Source organism: Pseudomonas sp. KH_024_B2 (assembly GCF_057839965.1).
On the sequence record NZ_JBYQPS010000002.1, the window covers coordinates 450639 to 466831 of the forward strand.

A 16193-nucleotide genomic window follows, 5' to 3' on the forward strand; every position below is an offset into this window, starting at 1 on the left:
TTTCCTGTTCATATGTTTCTCTTATAAAGCAGGTTGGGCAACGTCAGCAGTGGTGATTTTTCCTCATTTTCCTCATCTTTGCGCATGGATGACAACCTGGGCACCTTTGCCGGTGACGATTGGACTATTCGCACCTTGCGTTGAGAGATTCGTAGCCACGCACGATTGTTTGCTTACCAACCAACCATAGGGGGTTTCGTTTGTGCGCTGCATCGTCAGCACGCACTTTTGATTCAAGATCACAGCGTTGACGGTTGCTGTGTCACCGTCAATAACCGGCTCATCCACCACGGTGAACATCTGCAACAGGAAATTAGGTGCCAATTCTTTCGCCGCCGCCGCTGTACCTGGCTCGGGGCCGGTTTCGGTGGGGACTGGCTTGCTGCAACCGGCGAGCATTGCGAGCATCAAGGGCAGTAGAAGCAAAGGGCGTTTCATCGGACATTCATCCTGGTTGATCCATGACGCGAAAAGCGCGCCTCTCTTACGGCCTCGGCCCAGCGCGAAGGCTGGGCTTTGGTATTGCGGGGTCTTTACCTATAGCTCGTTCTAAGACTTGAACCACTGAGGTCGGCAGTACCGAATCCACTCGCTAGATGTATGGCCCAAGCCTGTTCCCAAGGGTCCAATAATCAACAGAGCCAGCCACCAGTAGCCGGCTTCAAATAGAACGGTCATGGTCATTACGAGAAGCGCGAGGCAAGTCGCGCCCCATACAGCAATCAAAATCCACAACGCTTTGTTACTGAGGGCCTGGGCCTTGTCCTGCCTGATGACGTGAATGAGTGCCATACGGGCTTTTCCTTACCTGAACGCTTGCCAGAATTCGTCCATAATCACCATCTTTCGCCCTGGGGCTTTTCCTTTGAAAAACCGGCCTCTTGGCAGTCGATCACCACGATTGAGTTTCTGACGCCACTCTTCGAATGCGGCTGTCTTTTTGCGATAGGCTTCATGACGCTGATAGTCAGGTAGCGTCTGGGTGACTGTAATAACGCGGCACCCAAATTTGCTGGCAGTAGAAGCGATTTGCGGCTGAATACTCATGTTCACTTCCTAAACCTTGACGATTTCCAGCTGGTACTCGGTCATCCAGTCACAACCTGCACCGCCGTCGTCGGTCACGACGCCGTTATCGAGCTGGTTACGAAATTGCTGCTCGAACTCTTCCAGTGATTCGCACTGCATGCTCTCTAGATCTTCGTCTGAGACGTCCACTCTGATTTTCATCGGCTACCCCTTTGCTGGCCGGATCTCGGCCTGCATGCGCTTCAGGCAGCGCTTGCAGGTCACATGATCCGGGTAATTTGTAAGATGCTCCGCTTCAACGTCAGCCTGGGTGCCACACGCAATTTCTGAATCTCCTTCGGGATCCGCTTCGGTGGCTGCACAGGTAATCACTTCGAAATGTATGCGTCGCTTCATGCTGCTCTTCCTGCTCTACCTGCTTATTCGCTCAGTAAGGCCTGCCCGGCAAAGGAGAGAGTCACCGGAGACCGCAATACACCACCGTTGTCCATAGCGGCGGAGCACGCGTTCAACAATTGCTGCGCCAAGTTCATGGCCTCTCGCGGATCAGTAATTTCGACCTGCAGGTAGTCGGGGTAATGAGTCTTGCCCTTGATGACCTGCTGACCTTCACCTTGGATGAAGAGAATCTGACAATCTTCCCCCGCCGCATTCAAAACCGCGGCCAGCAGCTCGGGTGTGAGCTCTGGAATTGCATCACAGATCTGGGTGGTAATCTCTTCGGTTGCCTTCATGGCTGCATCGACTCTCTGTGGGGTTTTTGATGTTGAGTTGGGTAGTAAATCCGCGGCGCTTCTACAGCCAAAACCCGCAAGCGCGGGGATTAAGTGGCAGTCGATTGCTAATCTTCCAAGCCAGTGACGCCATCCCCTTTCCAGAGGCGGGCAGCAACACGGCGAATGCGGGCCAAGTCAGCTTCTTTGGTGGGCGGGCTGTACAGATTGTCCACGAACTCGTCTTGGGCAATCTCACGGCAGAAGTCCGGTCGGGAGTAGCCAGACTTGAGCAGGTTGGAGTACTTCTCTTCTCCGAGCAGCCGTTGAGCTGCTTCGTCGAACTGGGCCTTGGTGGTCACGTGAATTTCCTTTTCAATTCAGGTGTTGGATTTCAACAGTTTTCAGTTCATCACGCCATGCCAACTGCTTTATCAAGCGCTGCATTAAACAGTTCCGAAACATCTGTTCCGTCATCGAGGGTTTCGACGAACTGGCCTTTTTCGACTTTCAAGAACACCGTGATGCCGGTGACGTTGCAGGTTACCGACTCGGGCATTTTTTCGTCATCGTAGGCAGCGCAATGCGCGGCGGAAATCGCTTTGATAAAGTCGCCGTTCGCGAACGCGTGATGGATAGTGAACCCGCCCGCCGGCTCAACAGGGCTGACCTTGTTTTCGACCAAGTCGTAGATTTCTTCAGAAGTGAAAGAAACGCGATACACCAACCCCTTCTCGATCAAAGCGCTGAGGCAGTTGCGAACCTTCAGGCCGTCATTCGATTTTGTGACGTTGAGAGCGGTCACGGCAGGGACGATGCCTGTGATCCAGTTGCCCTTGCCAGCGGTAATTGCTTCCAAGATTGCCTTTTTGATCAGTTGGTTGCGTTGGGCCGTGTTCATTCCTGTTACCTCATAAAGTCAGTTCAATGAGGTTATGATGAGGTCGCTAAACTGCAACACCTTCGAGCTCGTCATCCACCGACCGGTGGAAGCTTGGCGCGAATACCGCTTATTGCGCGACCTATTCCGCGTATGTTTAGGATAAAGTCAGGGCCTTGTCGCAGGCACTTCGCAGCGCCGCACCGCTTCCAATTTGCGAAATTATGCGTAATTATGCAGAAATTCCTAATTTATGGATTTCAGCCTAAAGGCCCATAATGACCCCAGAAACCAAGGACACGCTTCTCTTCCCTCGCACCTACCTGGCTGAAGGCATCTTGGCCACGTTCGAGTCGCGTCTGCAAAATGCGGCGACGATCTTCGCGCCTCGTCGCAAGGGGAAAACCACCTTTCTCATCAACGACCTGATACCGATTGCCAAGGCACACGGATTCATCGTTGCCACGGCTGACCTTTGGTTTGACAAGGCGCACCCTGAACGGGTGATTGCAGGCGCGTTGTATGAGGCCATCCACGGTGCCGGTTTCTTGCGGCGCAACTGGCTGAAGCTCATGCGGCCTGGCTCACTCGTGCAGTCGGTGGAGGCCGGCGCCGGTACCGACGGCGTAACGATGAAGGCCGAGCTGGCGAAGGAGAGTGGTCTGAACCTAATCGAGCTCTTCGAGCGCTTCCGCAGACTCGGGAACGGCAAGGCGCTTTTAATCATCGACGAAGTGCAGCACCTGGCGAGCAAGAAGGATTTCGAGGATCTGACTGCGACGCTCCGCTCGTTGCTGCAGCAGGCGCACGGTGAAGTTTTTGCAGTGTTCACCGGATCCTCTCAGGACGGTCTACATCGCATGTTTCGTCGCACAAAGGCACCTTTCTACCAGTTCAGCCACGAGATCCAATTTCCTAATCTGGGCTTGGAATTCGTGCAGCATCTCGGCCAACGATTTGAGGAGATCACCGGACGGGAGTGGGACGTAAATGCCGCTTTCGAGCGTTTTGCTGCCCGGGGGTACATGCCCAAGTACATTCGTGACGTGTTCTTGCTGTGCCTCACTGAGGGGCTCAGCGTGCGTGACGCGGACCATCGAGCCTGGGGCACCATGACCGACGAAGGCAACTTCGAGAACCTGATTCTGGAGATGGCTCCTCTGGATTTCTCTGTACTTATCGGACTGGTGAGGGGCATCTCGGTGTTCTCTACCGAGGGACGCGAGTGGATTGGCAGCGAGATGCCCGGTGGCAACGTACCCAGCGCCGCGACTGTTCAGACCGCATTGAAGCGCCTGCAGCGCCGCGACCTGGTTGGGAACCTGGGGCATGGAGAGTGGACGATTGAGGACTTCGCGATGGAGAGTTACCTGCGTCGGAACTTCGTGGACATAGACCCTCAACTTGACCTGGACAGCAATTGATAGGCTGCTTCTCGCCGGCGTCCACAGGTGCCGTCATATGCTGGGGGCGGCACCCGGAGCTTGCGTCTGATTGTGGCTCTTGCCGCGGTTAGATGGTTAAGGCAACATTTGAGCCTCTCACGAACCTAGAATGTCTGGGTCCGTAGTGAGCTGGCCACCAGCACTAAACGCGCAACTCTGCGCACACCCACCCTCGCGGGGCTTTGTCCCTGCCGGGGCAAGCTCCGTCCAAATGGAGCTTCGAAATGTCAAATTCCAATATGAACTACCAAGAGATGAAACAGGCGATCCTGCGGGGCCTGGTGCATTCCGGCTGGATGGCCGTGGATGAGATCAGCATGAATCACACCTCTGCAGTGGCGAAAAAGTCGTTTCAAACCGCGGTGGGCGAGCGAACCGCTATTGCATACTTTACGGATGCTCCCGAAGAGTGTTGCAAGCTCGGCGGCGAGTACACCAGTGAGGGCAATAACGTCCTCAGCACAACAGGGTTCTTTGTCTGGTACCACCAACATCCTCGGAGCGAGGTGACGCCAGAAGATCTTTTCGCCGGCGCCGTCGAGTTCTCGAAAAAAGCTGAGGTACGGATCTCCGATACCATGCCGATGCGATTGATGCGTCAGCGTCCTGCTGAATAAATCCCAAGGCCCGATCGGGTCCTGCGTCATAAACCCAAATACTAATTGAGTGACGGCCCATTGCGGGCTGTCGCTCTGGCTTGTTGGAGTTGGTCATGAATCTTACGCAGATGATGTTCGCGCTTGGGGACTTTTTGGCGAGTTGTGAGCTAAAGCTGCTCGCCGCTCAGAGGGAACATCCTGTCTCAGAATTGTGCCGTGATCTGAGCGGTGCAATCAATGTTTGTGCGTACATCGGCTTTATTGCCCGTGACAAGGGGACAAAGGGCCTGGCAAATGCCATTTGCCCCCTGCATGACAGAGGTATCGCCGATGATCATCTCGTTCCTGGCCTGGAGGCCGCGGGCTTGATTGATCTCAGGATGGAGCTGCAGAAGCGGATCCAGCAGATCCGCCTTCGCCTGATAGTCGATGAAATGGCTGGGGCGCCTGATGTGGTTTCCAACACACTTGGGTATCTGCGTACATCCAATCCCGGGCTCTTCGAGGACAATTCCTCAACGCCTAAGCTTGATTCCTTGGTAGAGGATCGGTCGGTACTGATCGGTCGTGCCATGAAAATGGGAACGATCGAGATGAAGGTGAAATTCTTGCTGGGCCTGGGCGTAAACCCAGATCAAATTTACGGCTTGGTTTCTCAACCGAACTGAAGCCAATTTCCATAAAACCCATGCGGGCCTAGGCCCCGCCGGGGTCATGGCTCGCTCAATTGGAGAGAACCATGACGATTACTGCAATCAGCCGGGTTACCGTTGCCCTTGGCTTCGATATCGCTACCAAACTTCCTGTCATCCGTCACTGGATCGACAGGGAGGAGGTAGTCGATACAGACGGCGCTCACCTGTTCGTAATGGTGGGCAAGAAGCGGGGAGCGATATCTATCCGCTACAAACTTCACCCTCTTGAAAAGGAGGATGAACGCGCATTACAGGGTGGGCCATACAGCGATTTCAACCGGGCCTTCGGCAAAAAGGACGCATTGCTGTTCTCACCGGATCAGTCAAAGCAGCTGTTGCAGGTCTCGTTCGCGCACTGCCGAATCGGCTATGAGCAAGAAGTACTGGAAAAAATGCTCTGCGAATTGCGTCAAGTCCTGCTTGCTGGAGCCGCATTCCGACTCAGCTGCATCGACGAAATCGATGCAATTCCCTTCAGCTGCAAAATCTAAGACATCGGCGGGGTTCCCCGCCGAGAGTCTTTTTTGGCAAGCCTGCATTTCCAAAGAAGATTCTTCTGAACGCCGTTTGGCTAGGTTGTGGCCGCTCAGGTCAACCCGAAAGGGCGGGGTAACTAGATCATGCATGACCCTTAGGGACGATTAGCAAGCACGCGGATCAGTTCAGTCACTAGCACCACCCGCAAGTACCAATGCTGCCAAGGTTGCGACCATCCGTGCATTTATCATCAGTTTTTCTTCAACTTCCGAAGAATGGCTCAACTTTATCCAGCAAAGCAGTACCAATACCGTCTAGTTCGACCACGGGGGCGTCATCACCAAGGATGTAAGCGGGGCTTACGATGGTCGTAATTTGTCGACCCTCCAGTTCACTTTTGAGGTAGTGAACCCTTGAACCTGGTGCGGTGCCATGATTGAAACTAGCCACTCGGCGTTGTGCGATTTCCCTAGAGGATATATGGGGGTGCATCATTTGGGAGTTCAAGGCGATTGGGGGGGCATTACTTACGACAGTCATATCGGTGAACCATCCCATATGGCCCGCATAGGCATTATTGTTTCTCGCCAGCATGGTCATGTAGTTATCTATGTTCCACTCGAGCCAATCGAACTTAGACCCGTTTTCCTTCCGATCCTGCTCTGACACGAAGACACTTTTGTCCGAGTGATCAAGCCGTCCGATGCGCATTTGCGCACCAGGATGAGCAATAGAGTGATAAAGCAGGAAGGCTGATAGAACCTTGAACTCCACTCTTGGCCAGGCTTTGCCTGACGAGTGAATCACGACCTCTACAATTTCATCCGAGTCGTTGCAGATCAGCCAGTCTTGTACGCTCATCTCATCTCCTTGTTACTAACCGTAAGTGCGAACGGCCAAACCCAACCCAGGAGTACCGAGGAAGGGAGGGATTTTTCCTTGTTTTCCGTTTAGGTCATTCAACGTTGGAACTATCCTGATGCTGAATTTCAGCACAGGCGTTTTGTAGCGTGTGAATATCGCGTTGATCATTGATCCAGCATTGAAGTGCCTTCAGCATCCACGTCATCATGGACATCTGCTTTAAACCTGCCTCTATCGCTATCGCATCCCGAATGCCGTCTGGAAAACGGACCGTGGTCGAATGGTCCCCGCGCATTGCGGAAAGGTCGATATGACGAACCCCAATCAGAATCAAGCTGGCCCGGCCTTCACCAAGATGGTTCACGTAAAGCTGACGTTCGAATGCAGTCCTTTGGCTTCCGTCCAATGCCTCAGCTACCGCCATGATTATTTCTGAGTTGATGCTCCGGCTGTGGCTTCTCGCGATTTCATCCAGGGCGTCAATGATGGTCGAGTGGGTGGTTAGGACAAATTTATCCGCTTTACGTGAGTCTTGCACCCGCCGGCAAGACCGTGGCGGATGGGTTGCTGTATGGGCCGTGGTAGCCATGGAGAGAGCGGTCATTGGGGGCGTCCCTGCGGTAAGGTTCGTCGAAGGTCATGCGAGCGGACGGCGGCGCAGACCACGTCTTTCAAGTTGCGTGATGGGGCAATAGTAGCGAGAAGGTGCCGTCAATGACGTGCAGTCTGCCCCCTTTGAAAGGGCCGAAAGGGTAACCTTGCCTATCCCGGGCACTGGAGGAGCCACGAATGTCCACTTACTCAATTGCAGATCATGCCCACCGATTCGCCGTATGGGCCGCTGGGCGTGCCTATTCGCGTAGTGGGGGTGACGGAGGAGGGTACTCCGTTAAGTACGCGCAGACGATGCTTGAGGCAGCCGGTATGCGGGACATCAACACGCCAACGGATCTCCCAAGTGCGGAGGGAATTGACGCGTTCATACATGAGCGAATCGAAGCCGTACGTGCGGCGCGACCGGCGACCTATGTGCATCACAAAACCGGAGAGCACTTGAAGTTTCGGTGCACTTATGGCCGAGCGCAGAAGCTTGTGAACGTCTACCTGAAGTCCAAACTGGTCTGCGGTGGCTACCACGATGACGAACGCGTTGAGCGTCTGCATCCCCCAATTGACAGTGTACTGCTCAAGGGGTTGAGCGCGTTCAGCGAAAGCGTTGCTGGCCAGGTTCAATACGCGGAGTTTCAGAAAGATCTTCTCGATGCCCAAGCTTTGGGGAGTTCCTGGGTAGTCTTCACGCAAACCACCTATGAGGCTTACATAAAGGCGTTCAAATCTTTGCAGAAGGATAAACCCTTGTGGGCGATTGAAGAGCACTGGGTGCTCTAAGGGCTCGAGCGGCGTTTTCTGTCGATTACCGAGGGAGAGGCATCCTGGTATCTGGCTGGTGACTGTCACAGTCCCGTCTGGGCCGTTGCCGGGGGCAAATACCGGCCTTTCCCAGTATGGCCCTGAAGGAGAATTAAGGGGCAAGTAGTCACGCTTTGCCTGTCTCCCGCTCACAAGTGGATATCAGGGTCTGAGAGCGATTGGTCAAAACACTCATAGGTAGTTCGGCATGCAAACCTTGCTTGATAAGCGACTTCAGCGCCTCAACCGCATTAAGCTGGTGTTGCTCGTAATTGAACTGGTACTCCTTGTTGTTTCAGGGATGTATGTGTCTCAACAAGAAGGATCACCAACGGTCATGTGGGCGGTGAATTTTGGCCTGCTCATGATAGCTGCGGGCGCGCACTATGCTGTTTCGTCACGGATTGACAAACTCAAGTTCCAGGCGAGTGGGCACAGATTTTAAGGTAGGCCTGCAACCGCGATGAGCATCTGTTCACGGAAGGGAAAACGCTTCCCGCTGGGAAGACTGGCACGTTGAATTCTTGGAGGGGGAGGACCTTACAACGGGACCCCACAACCCTCCAGAAGGCTGGCTGCTTCAGGCAGCGATGGCTTCTCGCTGTCGAGCCTTCCATGGATCATTCGCACGAGCCAGTCTTGCCATTTGCAATGGGCTAACAGAGTTCCCGACAAGATGGCTTTGCTGAGTCTTATTCAACTCCCGGCCGTCGTGCCCTCGATCGATGATATAGCTCTCGGGAAATCCCTGCGCACGATACAGCTCACGTGGTTTGAGCATGCGCAAGCAGATGTCGATCATCAGGTACTTGATGCCATTAACATCAACGGTTACCAGCGCCAGCTTATCTGCAATGGTTGGCTGAAGTGGGAGGTTTGAAGCCTTTCCATGCTCCACCATAAAATCCGCGACTCGCAGAGCGCCGGCCATTTGTTCGGCGGTAATTTGCAGACCGAGGTCAGAAGCAGGCTGCATCAGTGATGCGGTTGCCAGCTGCTGTTGACTGCCCGCGCTGGTGATGGTGCTAAATGGCGCTAAGGCGCTATGCGCGGGGGTCGTATTCTTGCCGCCGTTGGCCTGGACAATAATGGGCGCCACGAGCGAGAAATGACCACCTTTGACCTGCGCACAAATGGTTCGCAATGGACTGTCCGCCGGCATATTTCGCTGGTGGGTGGCATTGGCGTGCTCGGAGATAAATGGCGTCAACAACGGCGAGCCCAACATCAGTTCACCACGGTTGGCGCCGGTAACGGTCCGCATTGGTTCGTCAATGCTGTGAAGGCGCACGGCACCCTGGTGAGTGACCGGGACAATAAAGGGTCGTCCGTTCAGGACAAACTTCTCGATGCCAGTGGCGATCCGAACATTCGTGGTTTTAACCAATGGCCGGCTTCGCGCCCAGATGCTCGGACCAAGATCGGTCCAGTCGATACACTCAGCAGCGGTGCGGTACGGCAGTTGGCCCTTTTTCGGCTCGGCCGCGTGTGACGCCTCCGGCCATACAATTGGATGTCCGTCACATCGGGCCATCAGGAATAGGCGTTCGCGAGTGGTAGGCGCACCATCGTCGCAGGCGCGCGAAATGCGCCATTCGACTTGGTATCCCAAGCGTCGCAGGCTTGCGACGAAATGATCCCAAGTGCGATTCACCGGGCTGCCGTGACGTTGGTACTTACGACGCTGCTTACGACGGTGAAGCGCATTGCCGGTGAGCTTGCCTTTATCCGGTACCAGAAACTGTTTGTGACGTGGGACGTGCTCGCCTAGATCGGCAACGGTGCCATCCAGTTTGATGACTCGACCGGTTTTAGCGCAGCGCTTTGCAACCAGTGGGCTCCAAAGCTGCATCTGGCGAACATTTTCCATACTGATCGTAATCGGTCGGACCTTGCCGGCCCATTTGATGATTACCCAACCGAGGTCGCGGATTTCCTTCTTGCGCGACTGACCACCGGCCGCCTGGGAGTGGTGAGTACAATCAGGACTCCCATGCAGGAATCCCACCCTGCGGCCGCGGCAAGCCTTCACTGGATCGACGCCCCACACATCAGTTTGGTAGTGCTCTGCATGTGGGTGATTCGCCGCATGCATGGAAATGGCGGTCGGATTGTGGTTTACGCAAATGTTCACTGGCCTGTTCAAACCCATTTCCAAGCCGGTCGAAGCGCCACCACCACCAGCGAATAGGTCGACAATGATCCAATTGTCAGAGTCGTCGAGTGCCAGTCCGTACTGAGTTGAAAAATCGATGGTTGGGAATTTTTTGGGGAAAGAACTCATGCTGTAAACACCGCTGCCAGGTCAGAGGAGGGCGCGACGCCCGTTTCTGATCCAGATCTTCCATGCGTTCCCAAAACTGCAACTTCAATGGCTCTTCTGCGCGTAGTGCCGATTGGACCATGCACCAGGAGCAAATCAGAAGTTTCGTTTTCTTCGTCGGGTGCGAGAATATCCGCATGATCTTTATGAGGAGTGATCTGTGGGCAGCATCAGGTTTTTGGGATTTCTCGTTTGGGTTTGGGTCGTGGCGTTTTGGGCTTTCCCGCGAGTCTATTCCGCTGCGATGGTGGTCGAGGATGGAACCCTCATTGGCATGCCGCCGGAGGTTTGCCAAGCACTCAATCTTCCAGTGGAGAATGCGCGCTGCAAATTCCGAGGAGCGTTACAAGGCACTCTGCGCCTCACCTGGGAAGTTGTAAGTGAAACGGGGTTGGCTGTGGAGTTGGAACAGGGCAAGTACCCACTCGCTTATGCAAAGTCGCGGGTCGCCGGTGGTAAGCCCACGGAGGTTGCTCTGTTCGTAGGGTTGGGGACTTTGCTGCTCCTCCCGCTCCTCCCGGAGGCGATGCTGTTTCTTCGCAGACGCCGGCGAGAGGGCGTTGGTAACGCGTAAGGTCTCTTTGCCTCGTTTATTGAAATAAATGCGACGTTTTCAAATTACTGCAGCAAAAAAGCCCGCAGCACAAGGCCCAGTGAACGGCCCTGTGTGCTGCGGGCTTTCTTCCATTTTCCTAAGTGGCTTTCAAACTAACCAACCTTGTCCACCCCATAGACCGGAGGAGAGGGCGGCTACCACTGCAGCGACAACCACTAGCATCATCACCATTTTCATTAATTCATCCTTTTGCCTTGACTCGCTTGGTGCTGGTGACCCGGCATAGGGCCGGGTCAGTGGCCGTCAGCGAAGGCTTTGCCCGGAGAAACCGAGGGACATCGAGAGTTCCTGAGCCGCAGATGTACCGATCCGCTTGGCGAATCGGTCGAACGGGTTGTCCTTAGTCGAGAAATCGACAACCTTGCTTGCGCCTACGACCTCACGCGCCACATAGTCCACATCACCCAACTTATCGATAAGACCAAGCTGCTGTGCCTGCTGGCCCGACCAGATGAGGCCCGAAAAAAGTTCCGGGTGGTCCGCTGACTTCAGCCTGTCGCCGCGGCCGGCTTTGACCGCCTCGATAAATTGATTGTGGGTTGTTCTCAGGACCTCGCCCCAGAAGGCGGTTTCGTCAGCGTTCCTGGGTTGAAATGGGTCCAAAAAGGCTTTGTGCTCGCCAGCGGTGTAGGCCCGGCGTTCGACCCCCAATTTTTCCATCACACCGACGTAGCCAAAGCTTGCAGCGGTGACGCCGATGGAGCCGACCAGGCTGGCCTTGTCCGCGTAGATCTCGTCGGCAGCGCTGGCGATGTAGTACGCGCCTGAAGCCCCGAGGTCCGTTATCACTGCAAAGACTTTGATATTGGTGTGCAAGCCGCGCTGGCGCTTGATCTCGTCATACACATAGCCCGCCTGCACCGGGCTTCCACCTGGACTGTTGATCTTCAGCACGACGGCTTTAGTGCGCGCATCGGCGAAGGCCTGGCCAATGCTTTTCTTCAGAGCCTCAGCGCTGGCGGCTTCGCCCTCGGCGATGGGACCGCTGACATCGATTCGTGCCGTAATTTCTTTGGCGTCAGCTCCGTCGGATGTGAAGTGCTCGACCGCCAGTGTGGTCGAGACGACAGCCAGGGTGCCAATCCACATCACGTACTTGAAACGGCGCCGGCTCCTTTGCTCGCGGACCATCTCGCGTACCAACTTGTCGAGCACCTCAATAGGTTGAGTCATAAATTTCCTCGGTCGAGTTCTGAAAATTGGGGTGAGGATGCCCCAGGGAGCTTCGGATAAGGCCCCGATTGGCCCCTAACAGGCCGTTGAAAAATTCAGCCCTATCTCCCCCAACCCGTCAAGTTTGAAGTTTTTCAGCCGTTCAAGCTTGGCGTCGCCCTTTATCCCGCCTCAATCAGCGGTTTTTTTGCCGATTCCAGCGCAAATATTCGCCTGTGGGCGATTTCTGGGCGCACCTCGCCTAAACATGCGATCCACGCCACCAGCCTGACAAGCTCCCCAAGCGGATCAGGTTGTACACCGAAAAGCCCAGCAGCAACTGGGCGCTGAGCTTTTCGCGACCGATCAATTTGGTCTTGCGTAGGCCACCCACGGTCTTTAACCAGCCAAACCCTTCTTCGATTCTTTTTCGTATTCTCAAGCTGACGCCATAGCCCGGATGACGTGTCGTACGACCATCGATCGCGCTCTTGACGGCCTTTCTCGAGACATGCGGTGTCACCTTCAAATCACGCGCCATCTGCACAAAAAATTTCTGGTCGTAGCTTTTATCGGCACCAACGGTGCTGCCAGGTTTGGCTGTGCGCTCAAGCATCTTCAAGGCTGCACCCACTTCGGCATGTCCATTGAACTCGGTGCATTCCACATCCACGATCAACCCATTACGGTTTTCCATCAGGGTGTGGGCCATATGGGCCAGGCGACTGCCATCGGCCGGGCTCTTGCGAGCCAGCCGGGCCTGGGGATCGGTGGTGGAGTGGTGAGTTGCGTTGCCGCGTTTTTCGCCCTTGAAGTCGAGGTAGTTATTGCGTGTGCCACCTTCTGGTGGCTCATCGTCCGGCTTCTCGCCGCTGGCCTTCTTGACGAAGGATTTATGCGAAGCCCAGGCATCGATCAGCGTGCCATCCACGCTGAAGTGCTCATCACTGGCGTACTGCGACCACTCGGCCAACGACTTGATACGTTGAAAGAACAGGCGCGCAATATCCTGGTTAAACAGGCGGTCTCGGTTCTGACTGAACGTTGAGTGATCCCACACCCGTTCGTCCATCGACAGGCCGACGAACCAGCGAAAAAGCAGATTAAAATCGATCTGCTCGACCAGTTGCCGCTCGGAACGCACGGTGTAGATCACCTGCAGCAAGGAGGCGCGCAACAACCGTTCCGGTGCAATCGAAGCCCGTCCCAGCGTGGAGTACAGCGCGTCGAAATCGCGGTCCATCGAGGCCAGAACAGCATCGACCAGCTCACGCAGTGGGCGCAGCGGGTGATCCTTGGGAATTCGCTGTTCCAGCGTCGTGTAACTGAACAGGTCGTTTTGCTTGAGATCGGGTCCACGCATCGGCTCGGTCTTCCGCTGACATTGAAGAACATGGCGGGTAGTTTGCCAGAACCCAATTCGGTCCGGCCTTTTTCAACGGCCTGCTAAACGCTGACCCAATTCCGGAAATGATGCTCGAGAACTTTGCGAGGCTCAGTGTCCGGCTGTCCGCGGTTCAGTGGTCGGCAATCGTCGAATGCTTGCGGTTCGCTCAACTGTGGCAAAATCGCGAGCAGCTTTCGGTGGTAATCCGAAGTTAAGAACTGAGGCCGGGTATCCTGCCTCCAGACCTTTGCAGGTGCCCTTGAATAATCCTCCCACCACACTGCCGGTTGATTCGCTGAGCGAAGCGCTGCGGCAGGCCCCATATTCTCTGGAAGCGGAACAAGCCGTTCTGGGCGGCCTGCTGCTTGAGAACTTGGTGTGGGAACAACTTTCGGACGTTGTGTCGGAAGGTGATTTCTACTTCAGCGATCACCGTCATATTTTTCGCGTCATCAGTTTGCTGGCCGAACGTGGGCATCCATTCGACGTGGTTACGGTGCGAGACCAGTTGGTGCTGGAAGGGTTGGTTGAGAGCTCACCTGACCTCGACTACGTCAATGCGCTGGCCAAGAGCACGTGGTCCAGCGCGAATGCAAAAACCTATGCGAGAGTCATCAGGGAGCGAGCAAAGCTGCGGGAAATAATCGCCACATGCGAGGACATTCAAGCTCACGCTCTACATCCGGAGGGGAGGTCGGCGTCAGACCTCATTGAAGAGGCCGAGCGGAAGATTCTTCTGGTCGCCGGAAAGCAACCCAAAGAGGGCGGCCCCGTTGGGGTCAACGAGCTCCTGGTCAAAAGCCGGGAAAAGATTGAATCACGCTCAAAAGGCCAAGTAGCTGGGTTGCGCACTGGGTTCGATGACCTGGACAAAATTGTCGATTCTCTGCAACCCGCTGACCTGGTCATTGTGGCGGGACGCCCCTCGATGGGCAAAACCACTTTCGCGATGAACATCGTTGAGAATGCAGTGCTCAAGACCGACAAGGTGGTGATTGTCTACTCCTTGGAGATGCCCGGTATCTCCTTGATCAACCGGATGATTGCTTCGGTTGGCGGAATTGACCTGACCAAGGTTAACAACGGTCAACTGCAGGATACGGATTGGCCGAAGCTGGTTAAGGCGGCCGACCTTCTCAACCAGCCGAACCGCTTCTTCATCGACGACTCCTCCGGGGTAACCCCGTCTGAGATGAGGGCCGAGACACGGCGAATTTTCAGAGCGCATGGCGAGATCGGCCTGATCATGGTCGACTACCTGCAGCTGATGAGGGTTCCTGGTTCAAGTGGGAAAAACCGGACCAACGAAATTTCTGAAATCTCACGATCCCTGAAGGCTCTGGCCAAAGAGTTCGGATGTCCGGTGGTTGCACTGTCACAACTTAACCGAAGCCTCGAGTCGCGGCCCGACAAGCGCCCCCTCAACTCAGACCTACGCGAGTCGGGGGCCATCGAGCAGGATGCGGATGTGATCATGTTCGTCTACCGCGATGAGGTGTATAACCCCGACTCGAAGTACAAGGGCACTGCCGAGATCATCATTGGCAAACAACGTGAAGGCGCCACTGGGTTTTGCAGGCTGGCCTTTGTCGGAAAATACAGTCGATTCGAAAATTTGAAGGCAGGAACTCACGAGTTCAGTGAACTTGAGATGGGACGAAAACCGCCGAGAATATCTCCCCGGGTTGGTCGAGTTCATGTCCCCGAAGTCGCTACCGTCGAGAACTTCAAGGCGTCACGTCGCAAGCATAAGCCCAAGAAATAGCGTCTAAACTGCATTTCTTGATCACTACGGCGGCGCTCCCACGGGCTTAGCCCGCATTAGGCTGGTGGGGTAGGGCCATTTCCTATAACGCATCAGCATGTGTAATGCCGGATAGGCGCTTGATGACATACCCGTCGACATATTCGAACCGACGTTCCTGTATCTCCCCCATCTTGCAAAAGATCCCTTTAGCCTTCGCGCCGTGGAAACGCTCGAAGGTGGCCATGGCCTCAGCGATTTTTGAATTCAAACTAAAATCCAGCGCTCCCATCATGGCCTCGGGCTTGTCGATACCACAGCACATAGCAACCTGGGCGCAGTCGGAGCCGGTGATATGAAACCCTAACGCTTCGTAGTAAGGAACCTTATCCACGTTGCAAGACAGCCCGATGTGGCTGTATCGCGCCTGGACCCCTTTCAGCATTTCACGAAGGATTCCTTGCCGCCTGTGAGTTGCGCTGACCACGGTGTAACTTATGCCACAATCCTCTGGGTTGTTGCCGCGCAGCACAATCGTGAACCCAATTAGAGCGCCCCTCTTCTGGTCTCTTGCGAGCACAGCTTCAACAAATCCCCCGTAACAGCCTGTCAGCGCGTCTAATAGATACTCCCGCACCTCTGCCTCAACTTGCGCAATGCACAGGCTGCTAGTGGGGCCGTGAGGCTTCACGAATTTGTTAATCAGCTCGACGTAGTTGGCGCGAGCCAGCTTGATCGCTTGATTAATGTCACCTTCGGTTAGGTCAGCGGTAATGATAGACATGAATTTTTCCTATGCGTCCGGAGTGACTGGCAAAGCCCGCACTTGGCGGGCTTGTGGGTGCGCGCTGTTCCCCCG

Annotated in this window: 20 protein-coding genes; 7 read left to right on the plus strand and 13 right to left on the minus strand. The window is 55.0% G+C overall.

Features of this window, described 5'->3' with window-relative positions; genetic code table 11:
• Nucleotides 1-72: 72 nt before the first annotated feature.
• The 7 genes from AC3I0A_RS29330 to AC3I0A_RS29360 all read right to left on the minus strand — a co-directional run bounded on the left by AC3I0A_RS29330 (nucleotide 73) and on the right by AC3I0A_RS29360 (nucleotide 2643).
• Nucleotides 73-438, minus strand: a complete 366-nt coding sequence (locus tag AC3I0A_RS29330; RefSeq protein ID WP_050683009.1) for a hypothetical protein — start codon at nucleotides 436-438, stop codon at nucleotides 73-75.
• Nucleotides 439-804: 366 nt separating this feature from the next.
• Nucleotides 805-1047 carry a hypothetical protein gene (locus AC3I0A_RS29335; RefSeq protein ID WP_050683007.1) on the minus strand — a complete coding sequence of 81 codons (243 nt, stop codon included), beginning with the start codon at nucleotides 1045-1047 and terminating at the stop codon, nucleotides 805-807.
• A gap of 9 nt (nucleotides 1048-1056) precedes the next feature.
• Nucleotides 1057-1230, minus strand: a complete 174-nt coding sequence (locus AC3I0A_RS29340) for a hypothetical protein (protein WP_156320531.1) — start codon at nucleotides 1228-1230, stop codon at nucleotides 1057-1059.
• A 3-nt stretch (nucleotides 1231-1233) separates the two neighbouring features.
• Nucleotides 1234-1425 (minus strand): hypothetical protein, encoded by a 192-nt coding sequence (locus AC3I0A_RS29345; RefSeq protein WP_489378698.1) that lies wholly within the window; start codon nucleotides 1423-1425, stop codon nucleotides 1234-1236.
• Between the two features lie 23 nt (nucleotides 1426-1448).
• Entirely contained in the window at nucleotides 1449-1763 is a 315-nt protein-coding gene (locus tag AC3I0A_RS29350) for a hypothetical protein (RefSeq protein ID WP_050683005.1), read from the minus strand.
• Nucleotides 1764-1870: 107 nt separating this feature from the next.
• Entirely contained in the window at nucleotides 1871-2104 is a 234-nt protein-coding gene (locus tag AC3I0A_RS29355; RefSeq protein ID WP_050683004.1) for a hypothetical protein, read from the minus strand.
• A 50-nt stretch (nucleotides 2105-2154) separates the two neighbouring features.
• Nucleotides 2155-2643: a hypothetical protein gene (locus AC3I0A_RS29360; protein WP_050683002.1), complete on the minus strand. Its 489-nt coding sequence runs from the start codon at nucleotides 2641-2643 to the stop codon at nucleotides 2155-2157.
• Nucleotides 2644-2900: 257 nt separating this feature from the next.
• Here AC3I0A_RS29360 and AC3I0A_RS29365 point away from each other — a divergent pair, with 257 nt between their 5' ends.
• The 4 genes from AC3I0A_RS29365 (at nucleotide 2901) to AC3I0A_RS29380 (ending at nucleotide 5852) form a co-directional block, all read left to right on the plus strand.
• On the plus strand, nucleotides 2901-4046 hold the full coding sequence (locus AC3I0A_RS29365; protein WP_050683000.1) for an ATP-binding protein: 1146 nt from the start codon (nucleotides 2901-2903) through the stop codon (nucleotides 4044-4046).
• Between the two features lie 245 nt (nucleotides 4047-4291).
• On the plus strand, nucleotides 4292-4684 hold the full coding sequence (locus tag AC3I0A_RS29370; RefSeq protein ID WP_489378699.1) for a hypothetical protein: 393 nt from the start codon (nucleotides 4292-4294) through the stop codon (nucleotides 4682-4684).
• A gap of 95 nt (nucleotides 4685-4779) precedes the next feature.
• Nucleotides 4780-5334, plus strand: coding sequence for a hypothetical protein (locus AC3I0A_RS29375; protein ID WP_050682996.1), 555 nt, complete (start codon nucleotides 4780-4782; stop codon nucleotides 5332-5334).
• Between the two features lie 71 nt (nucleotides 5335-5405).
• Complete coding sequence (locus AC3I0A_RS29380; RefSeq protein ID WP_050682994.1) at nucleotides 5406-5852, plus strand: hypothetical protein; 447 nt, start codon at nucleotides 5406-5408, stop codon at nucleotides 5850-5852.
• Between the two features lie 247 nt (nucleotides 5853-6099).
• Here AC3I0A_RS29380 and AC3I0A_RS29385 read toward each other — a convergent pair whose 3' ends face one another.
• Both AC3I0A_RS29385 and AC3I0A_RS29390 read right to left on the minus strand, forming a co-directional pair.
• Nucleotides 6100-6699, minus strand: coding sequence for a hypothetical protein (locus tag AC3I0A_RS29385; protein WP_489378700.1), 600 nt, complete (start codon nucleotides 6697-6699; stop codon nucleotides 6100-6102).
• Between the two features lie 94 nt (nucleotides 6700-6793).
• Entirely contained in the window at nucleotides 6794-7306 is a 513-nt protein-coding gene (locus AC3I0A_RS29390; protein ID WP_489378701.1) for an Arc family DNA-binding protein, read from the minus strand.
• 185 nt (nucleotides 7307-7491) lie between these two features.
• Here AC3I0A_RS29390 and AC3I0A_RS29395 point away from each other — a divergent pair, with 185 nt between their 5' ends.
• Nucleotides 7492-8091 carry a hypothetical protein gene (locus tag AC3I0A_RS29395; protein ID WP_050683326.1) on the plus strand — a complete coding sequence of 200 codons (600 nt, stop codon included), beginning with the start codon at nucleotides 7492-7494 and terminating at the stop codon, nucleotides 8089-8091.
• Nucleotides 8092-8320: 229 nt separating this feature from the next.
• Nucleotides 8321-8557: a hypothetical protein gene (locus AC3I0A_RS29400; RefSeq protein WP_050683325.1), complete on the plus strand. Its 237-nt coding sequence runs from the start codon at nucleotides 8321-8323 to the stop codon at nucleotides 8555-8557.
• A 135-nt stretch (nucleotides 8558-8692) separates the two neighbouring features.
• On the opposite strand, the gene AC3I0A_RS29405 is transcribed toward AC3I0A_RS29400, so the two are convergent.
• The 3 genes from AC3I0A_RS29405 to AC3I0A_RS29415 form a co-directional block, all read right to left on the minus strand.
• Nucleotides 8693-10396, minus strand: a complete 1704-nt coding sequence (locus AC3I0A_RS29405) for a DNA cytosine methyltransferase (protein WP_489378702.1) — start codon at nucleotides 10394-10396, stop codon at nucleotides 8693-8695.
• Between the two features lie 898 nt (nucleotides 10397-11294).
• Nucleotides 11295-12224, minus strand: coding sequence for a S49 family peptidase (locus tag AC3I0A_RS29410; protein ID WP_407004647.1), 930 nt, complete (start codon nucleotides 12222-12224; stop codon nucleotides 11295-11297).
• 241 nt (nucleotides 12225-12465) lie between these two features.
• Entirely contained in the window at nucleotides 12466-13566 is a 1101-nt protein-coding gene (locus tag AC3I0A_RS29415) for an IS5 family transposase (RefSeq protein ID WP_489378704.1), read from the minus strand.
• A gap of 283 nt (nucleotides 13567-13849) precedes the next feature.
• On the opposite strand from AC3I0A_RS29415, the gene dnaB reads away from it, so the two are divergent.
• A complete protein-coding gene (gene dnaB / locus AC3I0A_RS29420; protein WP_082239626.1) occupies nucleotides 13850-15355 on the plus strand; it encodes a replicative DNA helicase in 1506 nt (501 codons plus the stop codon).
• Nucleotides 15356-15437: 82 nt separating this feature from the next.
• On the opposite strand, the gene AC3I0A_RS29425 is transcribed toward dnaB, so the two are convergent.
• Nucleotides 15438-16118, minus strand: a complete 681-nt coding sequence (locus AC3I0A_RS29425) for a GNAT family N-acetyltransferase (protein ID WP_407004648.1) — start codon at nucleotides 16116-16118, stop codon at nucleotides 15438-15440.
• Nucleotides 16119-16193 lie beyond the last annotated feature (75 nt).